This window comes from Pedobacter sp. FW305-3-2-15-E-R2A2 (assembly GCF_038446955.1).
Classification (GTDB): Bacteria; Bacteroidota; Bacteroidia; order Sphingobacteriales; family Sphingobacteriaceae; genus Pedobacter.
The window spans coordinates 6,251,276-6,270,256 of record NZ_CP151803.1 but is presented as its reverse complement, the minus strand read 5'-3'; the positions used below and the strand labels follow the sequence as shown (position 1 = coordinate 6,270,256).

General features: G+C 43.6%; 9 protein-coding genes. 8 read left to right on the top strand and 1 reads right to left on the bottom strand.

The window, feature by feature from the left end; all coding sequences use genetic code 11:
- Positions 1 to 29: 29 nt before the first annotated feature.
- From AAFF35_RS25300 to AAFF35_RS25265, 8 genes are all read left to right on the top strand, one after another.
- Positions 30 to 3,170: a TonB-dependent receptor gene (locus AAFF35_RS25300; RefSeq protein ID WP_342329303.1), complete on the top strand. Its 3,141-nt coding sequence runs from the start codon at positions 30 to 32 to the stop codon at positions 3,168 to 3,170.
- Between the two features lie 20 nt (positions 3,171 to 3,190).
- On the top strand, positions 3,191 to 4,711 hold the full coding sequence (locus AAFF35_RS25295) for a RagB/SusD family nutrient uptake outer membrane protein (protein ID WP_342329302.1): 1,521 nt from the start codon (positions 3,191 to 3,193) through the stop codon (positions 4,709 to 4,711).
- A gap of 79 nt (positions 4,712 to 4,790) precedes the next feature.
- Entirely contained in the window at positions 4,791 to 7,916 is a 3,126-nt protein-coding gene (locus AAFF35_RS25290; protein WP_342329301.1) for a glycoside hydrolase family 2 TIM barrel-domain containing protein, read from the top strand.
- On the top strand, positions 7,916 to 9,913 hold the full coding sequence (locus tag AAFF35_RS25285; protein ID WP_342329300.1) for a trehalase family glycosidase: 1,998 nt from the start codon (positions 7,916 to 7,918) through the stop codon (positions 9,911 to 9,913). Before AAFF35_RS25290 ends, AAFF35_RS25285 begins: the two co-directional genes overlap by 1 nt.
- A complete protein-coding gene (locus tag AAFF35_RS25280; protein ID WP_342329299.1) occupies positions 9,900 to 12,200 on the top strand; it encodes an aminotransferase class III-fold pyridoxal phosphate-dependent enzyme in 2,301 nt (766 codons plus the stop codon). Before AAFF35_RS25285 ends, AAFF35_RS25280 begins: the two co-directional genes overlap by 14 nt.
- Positions 12,201 to 12,203: 3 nt before the next feature.
- Positions 12,204 to 13,103 (top strand): DUF1338 domain-containing protein, encoded by a 900-nt coding sequence (locus AAFF35_RS25275; protein ID WP_342329298.1) that lies wholly within the window; start codon positions 12,204 to 12,206, stop codon positions 13,101 to 13,103.
- A gap of 79 nt (positions 13,104 to 13,182) precedes the next feature.
- Positions 13,183 to 13,548, top strand: coding sequence for a hypothetical protein (locus tag AAFF35_RS25270; protein ID WP_074612862.1), 366 nt, complete (start codon positions 13,183 to 13,185; stop codon positions 13,546 to 13,548).
- 102 nt (positions 13,549 to 13,650) lie between these two features.
- On the top strand, positions 13,651 to 14,178 hold the full coding sequence (locus tag AAFF35_RS25265; RefSeq protein ID WP_069379772.1) for a ferritin: 528 nt from the start codon (positions 13,651 to 13,653) through the stop codon (positions 14,176 to 14,178).
- A gap of 408 nt (positions 14,179 to 14,586) precedes the next feature.
- On the opposite strand, the gene AAFF35_RS25260 is transcribed toward AAFF35_RS25265, so the two are convergent.
- Positions 14,587 to 18,660: a two-component regulator propeller domain-containing protein gene (locus tag AAFF35_RS25260; RefSeq protein WP_342329297.1), complete on the bottom strand. Its 4,074-nt coding sequence runs from the start codon at positions 18,658 to 18,660 to the stop codon at positions 14,587 to 14,589.
- Positions 18,661 to 18,981: the final 321 nt, after the last annotated feature.

Sequence of the window (18,981 nt, the reverse complement as noted above, 5' to 3'; positions counted from 1 at the left end):
ATTGAATCAATCAACTCAAACCAAATATTATGATTAAAGATTTACGATTGCCAATAAGCAATTTATGGAGCAGTAAATTCGCTTGGCTCATGCTTGCTTTCTGCCTGTTCTCGGCGCTCGCCGGCAACAGTGTATTTGCTCAGACCGGTACCATAAAAGGTCAGGTCCTTAATGAAATAGACCAGCCCCTTCCGGGAATTACCATTAAAGTTAAAGGAACCAAAACGGGAACTACTTCAGACTCTGAAGGAAAGTTCCGGATTTCCGCTTTGGAAAAAGACATCCTGGTTTTTTCTGCGGTAGGTTATGTGGCACAGGAAATTCCGGTCATTCCCGGAAAAGACATCCTGGTAAAACTATTGATGGACATGAAAGGACTCGACGAAGTGGTGGTAATAGGGTACGGAACCCAGCAACGGAGTAACCTGACCAGTGCCGTAAGTTCGGTAAGTGGCACAAAGCTGGAACAGGTGGCGGCCAGCAATCCCATCAACGCGCTTCAGGGGAGGGTTGCCGGATTATCCATCAGCAGTCCCGGCGGAAATCCAGGCCAATCTTCGGATGTCAGGTTGCGGGGGATCGGCACCTTTGGTGCACATCAGCCGCTGTATATTATCGATGGTACACCCGGGAATCCTTATTACCTCAGTAATGGTGACATTGCCTCTATTGAAGTCCTTAAAGACGGTGCTGCGGCATCGATCTACGGTTCCAACAGTGCCAACGGGGTGATCCTCATCACGACCAAAAAAGGAAAACAAGGTGCCCCTGTGATCGATTTTTCTTCCTTCTACAGCATCGTAAGGCCAACAGAGCAATTTAAATTCCTGGATGCCGAGGGTTATAAAAAGCTGCATACCATGATGTACACCAATGCAGGTCCTTCTGCTCCGGCTTTACCGGCTTACCTGTCTAAAAATACAGGTATAAATACAGATTGGCAGGATTTAATTAACCGCAAAGGCATTTCACAGAATTACAATGTCAACCTTAAAGGTGGAGGGGAATACCTGACCTACTCTTTAAGCGGTGACCTGACCGACGACCGAGGAACCTTTATCGGCTCTGAGTTCAATAAAAAATCAGTAAGGTCCAGAAATGAGTTTAAAAAAGGGCGGTTAACGGTAGAAAGTAACATTATCTATTCGGAAACCAGATCTGAAGCCGCCAAATTTGATCAGAAAGATAGTTATTTCCAATCGCCATTACTTCCTGTATTTGATGAGAAGGAAAAATACGGCTATGGGTTAACGGAAAACGGATTGCCGAAATTTCAGAACCCTATTGCTGCAGATCATTTTCTGGATGCCAATTCTAAAACCAATTATCTGGGCGGGAATATCCGCTTCGGACTGGACATCATCAAGGGATTAAAATATACTGCCAACCTGAATTACATCAATGCAAGGACGGATGAGTATGCTTTCAATCCACCATATCGCGCCAATGCGAATGATCCTCTGGTTTCCTATACAAGGGTATTCAACAGGAACTCTCTTTACAAGGAACGCTTAATGGAACATTTGCTGAATTACGACCTGAATATCGGTAAACACAGCTTGAAACTTCTTGCAGGTTATACCGCGCAGGAAAAAACAAACCGTTTTATCAGCGTAACTGCGGATGGAAAAACTATTGTAAGGACTGTCGTAAACGGAAAAATTGTAGAAACAGAAGTTCCGGGAGGATTTACCAATCCGGATTTCAACACCATTTCTGCCGGTCTTGGCGGAACATTCAATGCTTCTGGAACAAACAATAAATATGTCCGCCTTTCTACGCTGGCAAGGTTAAACTATGCCTATGACAATAAATATCTTTTACAAGTTTCTGTCAGAAGAGATGGTTCTTCTGTATTTGGAGAAAACAGAAGATATGGCGTATTCCCTTCAGTTTCCCTGGGCTGGAATATCCACAAGGAATCTTTTCTGAATGAGGTCAAATGGCTGAATAACCTGAAACTTCGTGCGAGTTATGGAGAACTTGGAAATGAAGGTGCTTTGGGATATTACGACCATCAGGCCCTCATGACTACCCGTAACAACTGGTCCGGTGGTTCTGTACAGGGCTCCGGTGCGACGCCATGGCCGGGTTCTGCTGCCTACACGCTTCAAAACCTGGACCTGCAATGGGAAACGATTAAATCTAAGAACATTGGTCTTGATTTTGGACTTTTTGACAACAAACTATCGGGTGCCATCAACTATTTTAACAACATCACTGATGGCTTACTGATCACTAAAGAAGTACCGCCTTCAGCAGGTGTCGACAATCCGATCCTGAATGTGGGCAAGATTGCCAATAAAGGACTGGAACTGGAAACCAATTATCACTTCGATCACAATGATTGGCAGTTTGACATCGGTGGCGCCATCAGTTTATTGAAAAATGAGGTCCTGACATTGGCCAATAAAGACCAGATTTTATATGGTACAGGACTGCGGTTTGGGACAGACCATATTCCAACACAAACGATGGTAGGAAAAGAAATCGGTGCTTTTTATTTATATGAGGCTGACGGTATTTTTCAATCCGATGCAGAAGCTGCAGGTTATAAAAACAACGCTGGTGATGTCTTGCAGCCAAATGCGAAAGCCGGGGACATCCGATTCAGAGATACCAATGGTGATGGTACGATCGATGAAAAAGACAAAACTTATCAGGGCTCGGGTTTCGCGAAGTACGAATATAGCCTGAACCTTGCGGCCAATTATAAAAACTTCGATCTTTCCTTGTTCTGGCAGGGTGTAGCAGGAAATAAGATTTATAACGGGAACCGTTTTGAACTGGAAGGAATGGAAGCCGGAAGAAATTTCCTGGCCAGCACCCTCAATGCCTGGACTCCACAAAATACGGGAACAGATATGCCAAGAGCCGTGCTCGGAGATCCCAATCAAAATGCACGTGAATCTACGCGTTTCCTGGAAAGCGGATCTTACCTGCGCTTAAAATTGGTTCAACTGGGGTATAGCCTTCCTAAATCTGTACTGGAACGCCTGAAAGTTTCGAAACTCAGGATCTATGTCAGCGGACAAAACCTGGTCACCTTCAGTAAATACAGCGGACTGGATCCGGAGGTAGGAAATTTTAATGTCCTGAACAACGGTGTAGACCGTTTGATGTATCCTCAGAACAAAAGATGGCTCATGGGACTACAGTTGACATTTTAATCACCATAAAAAAACGAAAAATGAAAACGAATAAACTATATATAGGCTTGTTCCTGCTAATGGCAGTAATGGGTTGCAAAAAATCTGAGCTGGAACAGAGTGTGCCGGATCAGCTTACAGTAGATAACTTTTGGATCAATAAAGACCGGGCATTGTCTGGATTGTCGGCAGCTTATTCTCAGCTGGAAGGCTTTGTGAGCTGGGACAACTACGTAGAAGCACGCTCTGTAAGAGAATTTTACCGGGAAGATTACGTAGTTCCTGGCGCCGATGCTTTCAATTATCCATGGTGGACCGAACATTATAATTTTGAATTTACTTCCGGAAACTATGCCGTTGACCTGCTTTGGAGAGAAAATTACAGAGGGATCAATTTTGCCAATCAGGTGCTTGAAAATGTGGGTAAGATGAGTGCAACTGCCATTGATGATGCCAGTAGAAAGCAGATTCTTGCGGAAGCAAAGTTCCTGAGGGCCTATTATCATTTTAAACTATTGACCAATTATAGTAAGATCATCATCAGGGATAAAGTCCCTACTTCTGAGGCCGATCTTTCCAAAGGTTTTGCGGAAAGAGCGGAAGTTTATGGCTTTATCCTTAAAGACCTTCAGGAAGCTGAACCAGATTTGCCATTGAGGTCCGCCCGTCCGGCAACGGAATTAGGACGTGTTACGAAAGGTGCAGCGCAGGCTTACCTTGGAAAAGTGAACTTATACCGGGTAAGTGATGACCAGGCAAATGCCGCTGCTTATTATACGGAAGCCGCAAAATGGCTGGATAAAGTGATCCTGTCTAACGAGTACCAGCTGGACAATAATTTCCTGGGTATGTTTAACGGTACGACAAAAAACAGTACAGAATCAATTTTCGAATTGCAGCAAACTTCAGATGCAAGCAGCGGAGCGGTATACAGATCTTATTTAAGTGATTGGGTGGCGGCATCAGAACTGGGAGGTTATGGAGAGATCTATGGCACCCAGGCACTGTTGGCCGAAATGCTAAAAGAAGGCAAGGTAGCCAATGGTAATTACGACGCCAGGGTGTACCAGACCATGTATTTTAACGACGCTTATTTTAACGATGCAGCTACGCCAAGGGTATATGGAAGTACTTATAATGAAATTTTCGGTGCAAATGCTAAAACCATTGCTTTCCGGAAATGGATCCCTGCGGGACCAGACCGGATTGGTTTTTCAAATGCGATCAATGTGCCATTAATGCGGTATGCAGATGTCTTATTGATGTATGCAGAAGTGCTGAATGAACAACAGAAATCAGGAGATGCGGTAACCTGGATCAATAAGGTTCGGGGCAGAGCAGGCTTACCAGAGGTTAGTCTGAGTGGTAAAGCACCTGTCTTTGAACAGATCATTCACGAGCGTGTAATGGAGTTTACACTGGAGGGGAGCCGCTTTTACGACCTGAGGAGATGGGGCTTACTGACACAAAAGATGCAGGCAGCGGGCAGAAAGTTCAGTGCGGATAAAGCGTTTTATCCAATGCCACTGAAAGAAACGACCAATAACCCATCAACACCATAATGGACCCACGAGCGCTCTGATTACTTAACACATTCGTCATGCAGCAATGCCTGCATGACGATGCTTTATTTCCTTGTTCATGAATCTAATCAAACCCTATTTTTTTTGTTTAATGCTCTGCCTGGGTTTTGCAGGTTCAGTGGTTGCCCAAGCTCCGGCAGATTGGGAAAACCCTTTAATCCCTTCTCAGAATGCAGTTAAACCTCATGCCTGGTTTATCCCTTATCCGGATCAACAGGCGATGAATCAGCAATCGAGCCCTTTTCTGAAATCATTGGATGGTATCTGGAAGTTTAAGCTGCTGAAGAACCCTTCCGAAAGATCCCATACTTTTTATAAAAACCTGGCAGAAACCAAAGACTGGGGCACAATTAAGGTGCCTGGTCATTGGCAAACACAGGGATATGCTAAATTTATATTTACCGATGTGGAATACCCGATCCCTGCTACACCACCATTCGTGCCTAAGGACGATAATCCGGTAGGACAGTACCAAAGGGAATTTACAATTGATCCCAACTGGAACGGAAAACAGGTCTTCGTTCACCTTGGGGCTGTAAATTCTTTCTTTTATCTCTGGATTAACGGAGCATACATTGGGTTTAGTAAGGACAGTAAAACACCCACCGAATTCGACATTACCAAATTCCTGAAGAAAGGAAAGAACACGATTTCTTTGCAGGTATTCCGGTTTAGTGATGCCACTTATCTGGAAGGACAGGACATGTGGAAGCTGAGTGGTATAGAAAGAAGCGTTTTTCTGATCGCGAGACCAAAATTTCACCTGTCTGACTTTGAACTGAGGGCGACGTTGGACGAAAGCTATAAAAACGGGAAGTTCAATCTCGACCTTGCTTTCAATAAAGCGCCTGAAAAAAGGGACAAGGGAACAGTCGAACTCAAAGTATTTGATCCGAAAAACCCTTCCATACTGCTTTATAAAACACAAAAGGACATTACAGATACCTTAAACTTCAACACCATTTTTAAGGATATAAAAAGCTGGAATGCCGAACATCCTAATTTGTATGTCTTACAAATCAGCCACCTGGATCAGAAAGGAAAACCGATAGAAATCATCCGTCATCATATCGGATTCAGGTCCGTAGAAGTTAAAAACGGACTTTTCCTGGTCAATGGGAAAGCGATCAAGATCAAAGGGGTGAACCGCCATGAACACGACCGGATCAATGGAAAGATTGTAACCGAAGAGGGGATGATCAAGGACATCAAGGTGATGAAAGAACTCAATATCAATGCAGTAAGGGCAAGTCATTATCCCAATACGGAGCGATGGTATGCGCTATGCGACCAGTATGGCCTCTATGTGGTAGACGAAGCGAATATCGAATGCGATGGGATGAGCTTCACACCTTTGAAAACCTTATCTGATAAACCCGAATGGAAAGCCGCTTACCTGGACCGGATCCGCAGAATGTTTGAAAGGGATAAGAATTTTACCAGCATCATCACCTGGTCTTTGGGGAATGAAAGTGGCTTTGGGGAAAACCTGATGGCTGGATACGATTGGCTGAAAGCGAGAGATACTTCCCGCCCAGTTCAATATGAAGCAACCAAAGAGGAAAGGTATTCAGATATTTTCTGCCCGATGTATAAATCCATCACCGTAATGGAAAACTATGTGAAGACCTGGAAAAAAAGGCCTTTGATTCAATGTGAATATGCCCACATGATGGGCAATAGCGGAGGGAACCTACAGGACGATTGGGACCTGATCTATAAACACGAACAGTTGCAAGGCGGTTTTATCTGGGATTTCTCCGATCAGACTTTTAGTAAAAAGGACGATAAAGGAAATGACATCTGGGCCTATGGCCGGGATATGGGAACTGTTGGGCTAACGAGCGATACGAGTTTCTGCGCAGACGGATTGGTTGCTGCAGACCGTTCCTGGCATCCTCAGGCTTATGAGCTGCAGAAAGTATATCAGAATGTGAATTTTGAGCCAGTTGACCTTCAACGTTATGTGTTTAGCGTAAGGAACAGGTTCGACTTTAGCAATCTGGAAGATTATACTTTCAAATGGCACATCAAAGGTGGTGGAACGTTTGTTGCTTCCGGGACGATAGAAAACCTTTCTCTTGCCCCGCAGTCTGCAAAAGAAATCAGTCTTAAAATCCCAGCCTTTGAGCTTACAAGCGGATTGGAATACCTGATCAGCTTTGAGGTCTTTAGTACAAAGGCAACGGAATTGCTGCCAGCAGGATTTAAGGTGGCAAAAGCACAATTTTTATTGCCCTTAAAGGCCAAAGAGATGGTTTCCGATGCGCGTACCATCGAGTTGAAAACCAAAGAAACTTCAGCAAACATCAGCTTTTATACCGATGCGGTAAACATTGGCTTTAATAAAAAAACAGGATTACTGGAAAGCTATGTGATTGCTGGAAAAGAGTTGATTAAAGCGGCACTGGTGCCTCATTTCTGGAGGGCAGCAACAGATAATGACATCGGAAACAGCATGCAGATCAGGTCTAAAGTCTGGCAGACGGCCTTCGATCAGGCAGAATTGACCGTTTTTGAAGATAAAGAGGCCTCAAAAGAAACGAGAATACTGAAAACCGTTCATACCCTTCCAAAATTGAAACTAAACATAACTACGGTATACACGATCAAGGGAGATGGCAGCATCAATGTCAATTATCAGCTTAAAGCAGGTGACCTTGGCCTACCTGAAATTCCAAGAATAGGCATGAGGGTAATCCTGAATCCGGAATTTGATCAGGTGACTTGGTTTGGCAGGGGCCCTTTTGACAATTATGCAGACCGTAACTATGCGGCGCATATCGACCTTTACCATATGCGGGCAGATTCCCTGTTCCATCCTTATCCCAGGGCACAGGAAAGTGGTTACCGCACAGGGGTGAGGTGGATGACCCTGGCCAATCAGCAAGGTTTGGGGCTTTCTGCAACAGGTGCTCCTGAAATCAGCACAGGGGTATTACATTTTGACATGAAACACCTGGATTTTGATAAAGACGCAAAGCTCAATGTACACGGTGGGTCGATGACGAATGAACCGCTAATCTGGTGGAACATTGATGCCAAACAAACAGGTGTAGGTGGAGACAACAGTTGGGGTGCTGAGGCGCATCCGCAATACCGGCTGCCTTACCGTGATTATAGTTATTCTTTCACGCTTCGTCCGGTTTTTAACAAGACCAGCGAAATCAAAAACTTTAAATAATGATGTCTTTTATACGCAGTTGCTGTTTATACGGTTTTGTACTATTGGCGATGGTAAACGAAACAAAGAATTCGGATGCTGCACGCACAGATTTTCCGGATGTACTGACGATGGGCTTTGAGGTACAGAACCCGGAGAGAATTGAAACGAATGTGTTCTCCGACCTGGGGGCGTGGCATGCTTATACCCAACCTGCTTCGGCTAAGGACCATGGTGCCTTTATTGGCCCGCTCCTTATGGATCTTAAAGGAGAATGGCTGGGCAACACCATCTCCAAACTCCAGCTCAAAGAAGCTGGAAAGGTGATAGACCTTTCCGGCGCTAAAACCGAACTTAAATATTATCCTGGTTTACTGATTCAGGAAATGCGGATCAATGACCTGAAGGTAGAGCTGCAGCTGATCTTTGTTTCCAACAGATCAGCAATGATCAATACGAGGGTGTATAATCTGGCGGGAAAGGAGCGGAAACTACAACTGTCCTGGACAGGGGAAAGCCTGTTAACCGGAGTTCAGATAAAAAAAGCAGATAAGGGGATCGACATCAGCTTCAAAGACAATGAACATCGGTTTACCCAGCAATTCAATAGTCCACATGAAATGAATATTCAGGTTTCCGGCAATGGGTATCAGGCCGATCTGGAAGAAATCAGGATTCAGCCGGATGGACACTTTAGTATCGGACAGACCCAGAGTTATTACCTGAATGCGGCCGAAGAACAAGCTACAACAGCCACAGCGTTTAATTTCAATAAGGAATTCCGTGCAAACCAAAGACGCTGGGATAAATACCTGAACGATTATTTCAATGCTCCGGGACTACAGCTGAGCAGTGTGGCGCAACAAAAGCTCGCAGTAAAGTCAATTGTAACCCTGCAAACCAATTGGAGAAGTAAATCAAAAGACCTGCTACATGGCGGAGTTTTCCCTTCTCTGAACTATCAGGGTTTTTATGGTTTTTGGAGCTGGGACAGCTGGAAGCAGGCAGTAGGACTGAGCTATTTTAATCCAGCTCTGGCAAAAGAAAACATGTTGGCCATGTTTGATTACCAGGATGAACATGGGATGGTGGCCGATTGTATTTATACAGATAAAAAAGAAAACAACTGGCGGGATACTAAACCTCCGCTTGCGGCATGGGCAGTCTGGAAAATCTACGGGCAATCAAAAGATGTTTCTTTTCTGAATACGATCTACCCTAAGCTGGTTAAATACCACGAATGGTGGTATAAAAACCGGGATCACAACCAAAATGGGCTTTGTGAGTTTGGTTCAACAGATGGAACACGCATTGCCGCAGCATGGGAAAGTGGAATGGACAATGCGGTTAGGTTTGACAAAGCAGTTTTGTTGAAAAATAATGCGAACGCCTGGTCCTTAAACCAGGAATCTGTAGACCTGAATGCCTATCTGTATGCCGAAAAAGGGTACCTGGCAAAAATTGCGTTAGCGATGGGAAACAGCAAAGCGCATCAGGAATGGAAAAGCCAGCTTGACCCGTTAAAGCAAAAAATCAATCAGACTTTCTTTCGGGAAGATAAAGGTTTCTATTATGATAAGAGCCTGGAAGGACAATGGATTGATGTAGATGGACCTGAAGGATGGCTTCCTTTATGGTGCGGCTTAGCGGATAAACAACAGTTCAATTCTGTGCTGAAAATGATAAAAAAAACAAATAAGTTTGATACATCCGTTCCCCTGGCTACACTGGCCGCTGATCATCCCGGTTTTGATCCATTAAAGGGGTATTGGAGAGGCCCGGTCTGGCTGGATCAGTTCTACTTTGGCTATTCCGCTTTGCTGCGATACGGCAAAAAAGAAGAAGCAAACTACTTTTTGAATAAATTATTGAAAAACGCAGAAGGACTTCAGGGACAGGGAGCCATCCGCGAGAATTACCACCCCCTTACCGGTAAGGGATTAAATGCTAAGAATTTCAGCTGGTCAGCAGCACACTTGTTAATTATACTTAAAGAAAATACACATGATACTTTCTGAGAAAGACCTTAAAGAAACCCTGAACACATTTTACAAGCTAGATGCCGAGGTAAAGAAAATTGCCGGTTATGAAGAACAAAATTTCCTGCTGAACACTAAAGAAGGGCTGCGGTTGATTTGTAAAGTAAATCCTGCGCCTTATGATGAACCTTACCTGGACGCCCAGCTGAAGGCCTTACAATTTCTATCAGCAACACCGCTGGCAGCTAAAGTACCTTCCTTAAAACTCAATCTGGACGGACAGGCCATCACCAAAACTGAAGTAAACGGACACCATTACTGCATCCGGATCTTGTCTTTTCTGGAAGGGACTTTCCTGGCGGATCTACCGGTACTGAGTACCGGACTGTTAACCGATCTGGGGAGTACGCTGGCAAAAATGGATCAGGCACTGCGGAGCTTTAGTCACCCTGCCGTTTACCGTTACAACGAATGGGACCTGGCCTATGTCCTGGCTTCAAAAGAGAACCTGCACTTTATCAAAGACCATGAAAAGAGAAGGATTGCCGCCTATTTTCTGCTTCAATATGAGATGGAAGTCCTTCCCTTGATGTATCAATTGAGAACAGCAGTGGTCCACAATGATGCCCATGACCTGAATGTACTGGCCAATGAGGATAAAATTACCGGCTTCATCGACTTTGGAGATATTGCCAAAACCCAGCTGATTCACAACATTGCCATTACTCTGACTTATGTCATGTTCCGTCAGGAAGAACCCCTGAAAGCAGCGGTGACCGTATTAAAAGCCTATCATCAGGAATATAATTTAACGGAGCAGGAATTGTCTGTCTTGTATTACCTGATCGGGGCAAGATTGAGTTTAAGCGTAACACAATCTGCCAGCAAAAGAGCGCAGGGCGATAATGCACACCATTTTGTATCGGAGAACGATGCCTGGAAACTATTGTACCAATTGCTGAAGATCAACCCTGTCCTTGCGCAGAATGAGTTTAACCTCGCCTGCGGCTTTCCAAAAGTAAGCCCGGAAAAGGAAGCGATCGGGACTTTGTTAAAAACAAGAAAAGAGCGGATCGGGGCCAACCTGAGCATCAGCTATAAAACACCTTTGAAAATCGTTAAAGGCGCATTTCAATACTTGTACGACGATCAGGGCGATACTTTTATCGACTGCGTCAATAACGTGAGCCATGTTGGCCATTGTCATCCTACCGTGGTGCGGGCGATCCAGCAGCAGGCTGCGAAATTAAACACCAATACCAGATACCTGCACGACAGCCTGTTGGAGTATGCAAAACTCCTGACTGATAGCCTGCCTGCACCATTGAGCGTTTGTTATTTTACCAATTCCGGAAGTGAAGCCAATGACCTGGCTATCCGCATCAGCAGGCATTTTACCCGACAGAAAGATGTGATTGTACTGGACCATGCCTATCATGGTACTTCTACGGTCGCCATGGAACTGAGCCCTTATAAGTTCGACGGGCCAGGTGGGGGCGGACAACCCTCCCATATTCACAAGGCGATGAATCCGGATCTGTACCGCGGCGTTTACCGCTACGGAGATGCGCAGGCGGGGACAAAGTATGCTGCAGATGTAGAACGGCTGATATCGGAGCTTAAAACATCAGATAAAGGTGTTGCTGCCTTCATCTGTGAGACCTTGCTTGGCGTAGGCGGACAAATTCCTTTGCCTCCGGATTACCTTAAAGAAGTATACCGTCATGTCAGGGCGGCCGGTGGGCTTTGCATTGCAGATGAAGTACAGGTGGGCTTTGGAAGAATCGGAGATCATTTCTGGGGATTTGAGTTGCAGGATGTGATTCCGGATATTGTGGTCCTTGGTAAACCCATCGGAAACGGGCATCCTATGGCTGCGGTAGTGGTCACTGCCGAAATTGCTGCTTCTTTTAACAACGGAATGGAATATTTCAATACTTTTGGAGGGAATCCGGTTTCTATGGAAACAGGAATTGCAGTGATGAAGGTCATACAGGAAGAGGAGCTGCAAAAACAGGCCCTGGAAACAGGGAATCACCTGATGGTGGGCCTGACAGAGCTGATGGAAAAACACCCGCTGATTGGAGAGGTGAGAGGTCATGGTCTTTTTGTGGGGGTAGAGCTGGTGAGAAACAAGGAAACACTTGAACCTGCCGTTCCTGAGATCGACTGGATTGTGGAAGAGATGAGAAACCGTGGATTTTTGTTGAGCACGGACGGGCCTTTGCACAATGTGATCAAGATCAAACCGCCTTTGGTATTCTCCAAAGAGAATGCGGATGATCTGGTGGCCCATCTGGATGAGGTATTGTATAAAATTAAATAAATAATGGCGCATAAAACCCTTAAAGGAGTATTAAACGGACTCTTAACCCGATATAAAGAACGTGTTCCTGATGTAGCGGGAATTATCAATGCGATGATTGCCGAAGGAATCATCAGCAATTTTGAAGAGATAGAAAACGACCATGTGGCCTTCCGTACTTTAGGGGTTCCTTATTTAGGGATCGCCTCTCTGGAAAAAGTATTTCTGGCTTATGGTTATGAGAAAAAGAGCCCTTACCATTTTTCGGAGAAGAAGCTGGATGCGTATTGGTATGCCCCACCATCTCCGGAATTCCCACGTATTTTCATCAGTGAACTGATCGTTACGCAATTGTCTGCGAGGGCACAGGAACTCATTCATAAATATACAGATGCGATTACCGCTGATCCTGTAGATGCACTGGACCTGAATGATGCAACCGCGGTAGATGAGTTTCTGCACAGTCCGCTTTGGGAAACGCCAACGGTGGAAGATTATACGGAGTTAATGGCAGAAAGTGAATATGCCGCATGGACGATTTACAACCGCTATTACCTGAACCATTTTACCATCAGTATCCATAATCTGAAAGAAGGGTATAACAACCTGGAAGCATTTGATCAGTTCTTATTGAAAAACGGATTTAAGCTGAACGATGCCGGTGGAGAGATCAAGACGAGCAGCGATGGGGCACTGCTGCAAAGCTCGACGGTTGCCGAATTGGTGGAAGCCAGCTTTGCAGCAGGCAAAAAGAAAGTCATTGCCGGTTCTTACGTAGAGTTTGCAGAACGAAAGGTGTTACCTGAATTTGCCGGACTTCCTGCCAGCGAACTGAACAATACCCATAGAAGAGAAGGTTTTGAAGCGGGAAATGCGGATAAAATCTTTGAGAGTACTTTCTTATCGCAAACCAGTAAAAAATAGATATTTAACTTTTTTAGGCAATTGATTTGGAATAAATCTAAATAATAACAACCTTTGCAGTACCAACAGGATTTAATCAATGCAAAACACAGCTATAGCATCTCCAATACATTTTGAAGAGGTATTTAGTACCAAAAAAGGTTCAATTTATCAATCAGACAGTGAAAACTGCTGGTATATAGATTTTGCCGGAAAGCTGGCCCGTTTTGATTACCGCAATCTTTTAAAATTAAAGAAAGCAGTATACAACATTGATATCGAAAACATCCTGTTGACAAGTGATAAATCCGCCGATGTGGAGATCATCTTCATCTGTGCCTGTGATCATTGTTATGTTTTGTCTTTACTCCAGATCATTGCCCTGAAAGAATTATTGCAGGGAACCTTCGTAATGCTGGATTTAAACCACATTATTCAGGACCGCCTTTTCCGCTTAGTCGTTTGATCTAATTAGACTTAGAATCTTTCCGAATTGCCTTTAAATGCAATATTGTTGATTTATACCCTTATTTTTGTCTTAGTAATTAGGAATTAAATCAACAGTAATATGAAAGATATCATTCGCGTAAAAAGTTTACTCTCCACAGATGTTGAGACGCTTTTAAACCAACAGATTAAAAAAGAAGCACTTTCTTCCTCAATCTACCTGTCCATGGCTTCATGGTGTGGCCGCAATGGATACGATTTCTCCTCAGATTACTTCTTTAAGCAAGCTGAAGAAGAACGCGTTCATCAGTTAAAATTTTATAAATATGTTCTTGATATGGGTGGAATGGCGATCTCGCCTGAAGTAACCAATATCAAGCTTGAATATAACTCTTTCCGTGAGGTGTTTGAAGAAGCATTAGATCAGGAGATCAGTGTAACCCAATCCATTAAAAATATCGCTGCACGTTGCCATAAAGAACAGGATTATGTAACCTTAGAGTTCTTAAACTGGTTCTTCAAAGAACAACGTGAAGAAGAATACAAAGCCAGACGTGCGCTGGAACTATTCGATGTGATTGGTGAAGAAGGAACAGGAAGATGGCAGATCGATAAAAATGTAGGCCAAATCGTATATAACGAGGGATAGTCTTCTGATTAAAAGCCTTAAAGCTTTTTTATTATAGCACATATTGATGGAAAACCCATCAGTATGTGCTATTTTTGTTTTCTGAATAAACGTAGCGATGTCAAAGAAGGGAAAAGATAAAAAGAAATCGAAGCAGGAGAAAAAGGACAAGAAGAAAAAGAACTGCTGTGAGAAATTTCTGAGAGGCAAGCGTTGTAGAAATTGTCCGTTTGGTTAGTCGGTAAGAATTGTGCATCTTCCTTCAATGCCATAAAGAACGAGCCTTTCATCTTCTAAAGCATCACATGCTTTACACTTTTCGCGGGTCTGCCAATAAGTATTTTTAAAATTTTCATAAGGTGGTTTTATTTCTCCACTTCGAAATTGGAAAAGATATCCGGAGTTCGCTTGACAAAACAATTGGTTAAATTATTTAGCTGAGCTGCCTTCTTGTTGTGATTGATCTGAAATATATTCGGAGGGTGTCTTTCCAAATTGTTTTTTAAACTCCCTGCTGAAATACTTACGGTCCGAAAAACCAACCATATAACCAATTTCATATACGGTGTATTGCCTTTGCAGGAGTAGCTGTGCGGCCTTTTTTAAACGGATAGACTTGGAGAAATCATTTACGGAAAGATCCGTCAGCGCTTTTAGCTTTTTATACAATACAGACTGACTCATTCCTATTTGTGCGGAGAGTAGTTCTACACCAAGCTCCTCATTTTCCATATTGTCTTCAATGATGCCGATCAGCCTGGAAATAAACTGTTCATTTAGTGGATTAACAGGCAGGGGACCCGGTTCCAGAACCAGCTCTCTGCTGTATTTCTTCCGCATTTTTTCTCTTGCTTCCAGCAGATTGCGTACCTGGAGCTCCAGAATTTTGGTACTAAAGGGTTTGGTCAGGTAACTGTCTGCTCCCTGAGTCAGTCCGCTGATCTGATCTGTTTGGCTGCTCTTAGCCGTTAAAAGTATCACGGGGACGTGACTAGTCCGCTCGTCTGATTTTAATTGATTACAGAGCGTAAAACCATCCATTTCTGGCATCATAACATCGCTGATGATAAGATCTGGGATTTCGACTATCGCGATGTCCCATCCTTCGAGTCCATTTCCGGCAAGAAAGACTTCATAGTCGGCGTCTAGTGTTCCCTTGATCAATCCGCGCAATTCTGCATTGTCTTCGACGATCAGGATGGTGGGTCTTTTCGGCCCTCCATTTTGTCTGATTTGAGGGATAATTGACGTGTTTTCCAGGATTTCATCCGGTTCCTGTGGGGTTTGAAGCGGCTGGATCACTGCCTGCATTGATAATTGGCGCGGGGAAAAATGAGCGTTTCCACGTAGCAGACTCAATTCAAACCGGGTAAAACCCGGTTCCTGATCAGTTTCAGGCCGGCTACTTACTTTGATTTCTCCTTTATGGAGCTCTAGAATATTTTTAGCCAGGGCCAATCCGATTCCATAACCTGTATTTTGAACGCTATGTTCCTCTACCTGGAAATAATTTACAAACAATTGCTCCAGATATTGGGGCGCAACTCCTTTTCCGGTATCGCTGATGCTGATTAGTACCCGGTCTTTGCTGGTCTGAACATTCACTGCGATATTTCCCTGGTCCGGAGTAAATTTAAAGGCATTGGAAAGCAGGTTGAAAAATACTTTTTCCATTTGTTCTCTGTCAAAGTACAGTTGCAGAGATTCCTGATCATAATCCAGAGAAAACCGGATGTGTTTCTTCAGTGATAAGGCTTCGAAAGAAATGTAAATCTCCTGTAGGAAAGGGATGAGGTCATGACCTGATACGCGCAGTTTTAGGTGCTTTGTATCGGCTTTTCTGAAGTCCATCAGTTCGCTCACCAGTTTTAAGAGGCGGTCGGCATTGGTCTTTACCCCTTTTAATTGTTGCCCGATTGCAGAACCAGACGGTTGTCCTTCCAGCAGTTTTTCCACAGGAGCCATGATCAGTGTCAGGTGTGTCCTGATTTCATGAGAAATATTGGTAAAAAAGTTCAGCTTGATCTGGTGGAGTTCTTCATCTTTTAAAAGTAGTCCTCTGAGGTAGAAAAAACGGGTGACGAAAAATAGGACGAGTGCCAGCAAGGCAGTATAAAGCAGGTATGCCCACCATGTTTTCCAAAAAGGGGGGAGGATTTCTATATTCATCCGGATAGGTTTACTCCAGATGCCATCGTTATTTGCTCCTTTTACCAATAAGTTATAATCCCCCGAAGGGAGGTTCGTAAATGTAGCCAGGGGGCTGCGGCTCTCCATCCATTCTGCGTTGATCCCCTCCAGCTTATAAGCATATTTGTTCTTATTTGATTTGATGTAATTGAGCAAAGCAAATTCAACCGTAAAGTTGTTCTGGCCATAATGAAAGACCAGTTTATCAGTAAATCCGATATCTTGTTTCAATAGGCCATCAACATCGTTAAGTTTTACCGGTTCATTGAAAAGTTTGATCCCCGTAAATGCCATTAAAGCTTGTTTCTCATTTTTTTCTATATCCCTGGGGGAAAAATGTGTCAGGCCATTATAACCTCCAAAGAACATTTCGCCATTCGCCGATTTAAAAAAAGAATTGTAATTGAACTCATCACCAGCCAGGCCATCACTGGTCGTGTAAGTCTGAAAGACCTCCTTTTTTGGGTTAAATCTTGATAAACCATTGGAGGTGCTGATCCAGAGTTGCCTTTTTTCGTCTTCCAGAATTCCTACGACATTATTGTTGGCCAGGCCATCCTTATTGGTATAGGTTCTGCTGAATGTTTTCTTTTTTAAGTCGTACTTACTCAGACCACCATAATAAAGGCCGATCCAGATATTCCCGGCCGAATCTTCCTGAATGCAATTGATATAGTTCGCATTGTTGTTTACACTATTGCTCCCTTTAGGAAGGGTAAACAGTTGCAGCCTTTGCCGGTTGGAATCAAGCAGATACAAACCTGTTGTTGCAGCAATCCAGATGTTCTTTCTGGAATCTTCAAACAGGGCTTTAATATTATGGTCTTTGATGCTGTTGATGGAAGCGATTTCCGGATATGGGCTGAGGTTTAATCCATTCTTCTTAAAAATCAGGATGCCACTCTGACTGCCGATCCAGAAAGCCCCATGCTCATCTTCCAGTAAGGCAACAATTTCGGAACGTGTGGTGTTGATGTCATTCCCTGTCACCAGAAAACGTTTGAAACCCTGAGTGGCCGGATCAAAAAGGTTAAGCCCACCGCCATGGGTACCTACCCATATATGATCAGATTTATCCTTATAAACGATTTTTACCAGGTCTGAGCCAAGGCTTGAAGGATCTGATGTCTTTACCCTGTAGGTGGTTACCTGTTGATTACGCGGATTAAGATAATTGAGCCCTCCTCCCTCAGTTCCTATCCAAAGGTTTTCATTTTTATCTGCGATAATGGAACTCACTACATTATGACTGATCCCACTTAATTTTTCTTTGTATTGCAGCGTTTTAAAATTAGTAGCATGGGCATAGGCCACATTTACTCCGCCGTAATAAGTCCCAATCCACAGGGACCCACTCTGATCTTCATAAAGGCTGTAGATGGAATTCTGGTTCAGGCTTCTTGCAACATCTGTACGGTGCTGATAAGTCTGGAATGTTTTGTTCAGGGGATCAAACACGCTCAGCCCTTCCTGTGTACCAATGTATAGTTTACCGTTGTTGCTTCTGATCATCCTGCGAACGGCATTATGAACCAAGCCATTTTTTTGTCCTTCCTGATGTAGGAACCGGGAAAAAGTATTGGTGCCTGGCTGAAAAAGATTTATTCCGCCATTTTCTGTGGCCACCCAAATGTTTTGTTGCAGGTCTTCTGTAATGGCCGTCACCGAGTTGTCGCTCAGACTTGCTGGCTGTCCGGCAGAATGGGTAAAGAATTGCAGTTCTTTTATCCTGTTATTCGCAAAATGGAAGCGACTCAGTCCTTTATTGGTCCCCAGCCATAAATTTCCTTTTGCATCTTCATATAAGGTTTGTATTTCAGCAATTGCTGTTCTTTTGCTAAGCCCCAGCAGGCTGGCAGGAATGAATTTTTTAGTTTTCCGGTCGGCCAACAGATAAAGTCCATTTCTCGCCGCAATCCAAAGGTTCCCTTTTCGGTCCTCATAAATGGAAATGATTGGGGTATTGGATTTATTCTTTTGTCCTTCACTAAGGTATATCCTTTCAAAAGTATTCTTTTTCGGATCAAACCTGTTCAGTCCATTGGATGTTCCAATCCAGAGGTCTTTTCTACTATCACTGTATAAAGCGTTGATGTAATCATCTGAAAGGGTAGTGGTATCAGCTGTGGTACTTTTATAGAGTTTGAAACGGTTACCATCGTATCGGTTTAGCCCATATCTGGAACCGAACCACATGAAACCCTGACTATCCTGAGCGATGGCGAATATGGAGTTTTGGGACAAACCATTTTTAGTCATCAGTTGATTGAAACTCAATTCCTGCCCTGCTACAGGCAACTGCAGAAATATCATTAAAATGAAAAAAAACAGTTGCTTTAACATATCCCCTGTAATAACTGAATCAGAATCGAACTCCCGCTGGTCGTTAAATTTACAATTAAACGCAATATTCCCACCATTTACAATCAAATTTCACCCCTCATTCCGGACGATTGCGCTCAACTTTACAACTGACCAAATGATAATTTGTCTACCAGGACAAAATAATCCTAAACCAAATTGTATGACTAAACTTTACTTGAGCATTCCTGATGATCCTTTCGTGATCAAAAACAATCCATTGCATTTTCCCTGCTAAGCGGAATGCAAAGAAACTAATCTTAACCAAATACA